The sequence below is a fragment of the Bradyrhizobium sp. 14AA genome (assembly GCF_054185205.1).
Genome location: NZ_JAVAYM010000065.1, coordinates 1 through 2,953 on the forward strand (window position 1 = coordinate 1; position 2,953 = coordinate 2,953).

A 2,953-nucleotide genomic window follows, 5' to 3' on the forward strand; every position below is an offset into this window, starting at 1 on the left:
GCGATCTCGCGCGAGGCCAGCGGCACGCGGGTGACGCGCTCGGGCATGAACACGTCCTGGACGCGGGAGATCGGCAGGCCGAACAGCTGGCCGCCGATCATCGCGGTGACGTATTCGACCATGGCGCCTTCGGTGGACTGGGTCTTGTTGCTCATCGCTTGTCTCCTTGGTCCCGCTTAAGCCGCTGCCCGGTTCAGCTCGGAGGCGCCGGCGGCGCCCGCGGTCTGCTCCTTCAGCGCCGCGATCAGACCCGGACGGTCGAACTTGGCGACATAGTCGTGGAAGCCGGCCTGGCGGCCGCGCTCGATCGCCGCCGGCGACACCAGCGCGGAGAGGCCGATGATCGGCATCGAGCCGAGATTGTTGTCCGAGCGAATGGTCTCGGCGAACTCGAACCCGTTCATGTCGGGCATCTCGATGTCGGTCAGCACGACGTCGAAGCTCTGCGCGCGCAGCGCAGCCAGGCCCTCCTGCGCGGTCGGCGCGGTGCGGACGCGGTAGCCGGCGGCCTTGAGGACGGGCGCCAGCATGTTGCGGAAGAACGCAGAATCGTCGACCAGCAGCACCGACTGCGAGTGCATCGACGGCTTCATCTCCTTGCGGGTGAACCAGTCCGAGAACGCCATCGGCAGGAAGTGGCCGACGTCGATCACCTCGGTGGCCTGGCCCTTGATCACGGCCGAGCCAAGGATGCCCTGGCTGGAGCCGCCGACCTCGATGTTGAGCCGTTCCTCGACGATGTCGATGATCTCGTCGACGACGAGGCCCATGGAGCGGCCGTCGTCGGCGAACACCAGGATCGGCTGGGCGCCTTGCGAGGCGATGGTGACGCTCTCCATGGCGACCAGCGGCATCAGCTGCTCGCGGTACTGCACCATGTAGCGGCCGTTGGAGAACTCGATCTTGTCGGCGGGGAGCTCTTCGAGGCGCGTGACGAGCCCGAGCGGGACCGCCTTGGGCTGGCTGGAGCCGGCGCGGAACACGAGCAGCGAAGTGGTCTGCTCGCCCGAGCCGATGTGATGGGCGCCGTTCTCGTCGCCCATGTCATGGGCCGAGGAGCCGGCGGCGCCGAGCGCCTTGGCAATGCCGTTGGGGTCGATGATCATGATGACGGCGCCATCGCCCAGAATGGTGTTGCCGGAGAACATGTCGATGTGACGCAGCTTGGTCGACATCGGCTTGACCACGATTTCTTCGGTGTGGAACACGCCGTCGACCACGATGCCAAAGGTCTGGCTGCCGACCTGCGTCACCACGATGAAGCCGTTCTCGGGATCAGAGGCCGCGCCGTCGTCGATCTTGAGCAGCTTCTTGAGATGGATCAGCGGCAGCAGCTTGTTGCGCAACCTGAGAACAGCCGTGTCCTTGATGCGCTCGATGCGATGCTCGGAGTTGGCGCGGGCACGGACCAGCTCGACGACCGAGAGCTGCGGGATCGCAAAGCGGTCGCCGGCGGCCTCCACGATCAGCGCCGAGACGATGGCCAGGGTCAGCGGGATCTTGATGGTGACGGAGGAACCTTCACCCGCCACCGACTTGATGTCGATGGTGCCGCCGATCTGGTCGATATTGGTGCGCACCACGTCCATGCCGACACCGCGGCCGGAGACCGAGGTGATGGCGGCGGCGGTCGAGAAGCCCGGCGCGAAGATGAACTTGTGGATCTGGGCCTCCGACATCTTCTCGAGCTCGGCCTCGGTGGCGAGACCTGAGGAGATCGCCTTGGCCTTGATCTTCTCGGTGTTGAGGCCGCGGCCGTTGTCGGCGATGCAGATGATGATGTGGCCGCCCTCGTGATAGGCGGACAGGCGGATGGTGCCCTGCTCGCCCTTGCCATTCGCGGTGCGCTCGGCCGGGGTCTCCAGGCCATGGTCGGCGGAGTTGCGCACCATGTGGGTGAGCGGATCCTTGATCAAATCGAGCACCTGGCGGTCGAGCTCGGTGTCGGCGCCGTGCATCTCCAACTCGATCTGCTTGCCGAGTTCGCCCGAGAGGTCGCGGACGATGCGCGGCAGCTTCTGCCAGGCATTGCCGATCGGCTGCATGCGCGTCTTCATGACGCCTTCCTGCAGCTCGGCGGTGACGTTGGACAGGCGCTGCAACGGCACCTTGAACTCGGTGTCCTCGTTGCGGCGGGAGATCTCCAAGAGCTGGTTGCGGGTCAGCACCAGCTCGGAGACCATGGTCATCAGATGCTCCAGCGTATCCACGTTGACGCGGATCGACTGGTTGGCGACGCGGTCGCCCTCGCTGACGCTCTCGTCGGCCATCGACTTCTTCGGCGCCGCCTTCTCCTTGGCGGGTTTTGTCTCTTTGGCGGCGACAGGGGCCGGGGCTTCAGCGGCCGGCGCGGGTTGGGCCTTGGCAACGGGCGCCGGCGCTTCGATCGAGGTCTCGCGGAAGGCGCGCTCGAGCTCGTCGAGCGAGACTTCGCCCGGACGCAGCGGGCGCTCCAGCGTCTGGTCGATCAGCGTGCCAGAGGTCATCTCTTTGGCGGGCGCAGCCGCGGGGGCTTCCGGCGCCAGCGGCGGGGCTTCCGCGACAGGAGCAGCACTTCCAGCCGCCATCGCGGCCATGCCCTGCTCGACCATCGCTTCCAGCTTGTCGATGAGATCGCGGTCGTTGCCTTCCGGCTCGGCTTCGGTCGCCTCGAGGCCTGCGAGGATCTCCTTGATGCGATCGATCGAGGACAGGATCAGCGTCACGGCCTGCCCCGTCACCGGCATGCCGTCACGGAATTTGCTCATCAGGGTCTCGCCGGCATGCGCCAGCGCTTCGAGCCGCGGCAGGCCGAGGAAGCCGCAGGTGCCCTTGATGGTGTGGACCAGGCGGAAGATGTTATCCAGGATCTTGGCGTTGTTCGGCTCCTGCTCGAACTTCACCAGTTGATTGTCGACGGTGTCCAGGCTCTCGCTGGTCTCCGTCAAAAACTCCCGCAACAGATCATCCATGA

General features: G+C 66.0%; 2 protein-coding genes. Both read right to left on the reverse strand.

What is annotated here, in order from left to right; genetic code table 11:
- The coding region (locus RAD15_RS43290; protein WP_458184777.1) for a chemotaxis protein CheW at window positions 1–155 on the reverse strand (155 nt) is incomplete at its 3' end.
- Window positions 156–176: 21 nt separating this feature from the next.
- Window positions 177–2,951, reverse strand: coding sequence for a hybrid sensor histidine kinase/response regulator (locus RAD15_RS43295; protein ID WP_458184776.1), 2,775 nt, complete (start codon window positions 2,949–2,951; stop codon window positions 177–179).
- Window positions 2,952–2,953 lie beyond the last annotated feature (2 nt).

What these genes read in the sequence shown, in the direction of transcription:
- RAD15_RS43295 (WP_458184776.1), bottom strand. Translation starts at nt 2,951, where the DNA reads ATGGATGATCTGTTGCGGGAGTTTTTGACGGAGACCAGCGAGAGCCTG.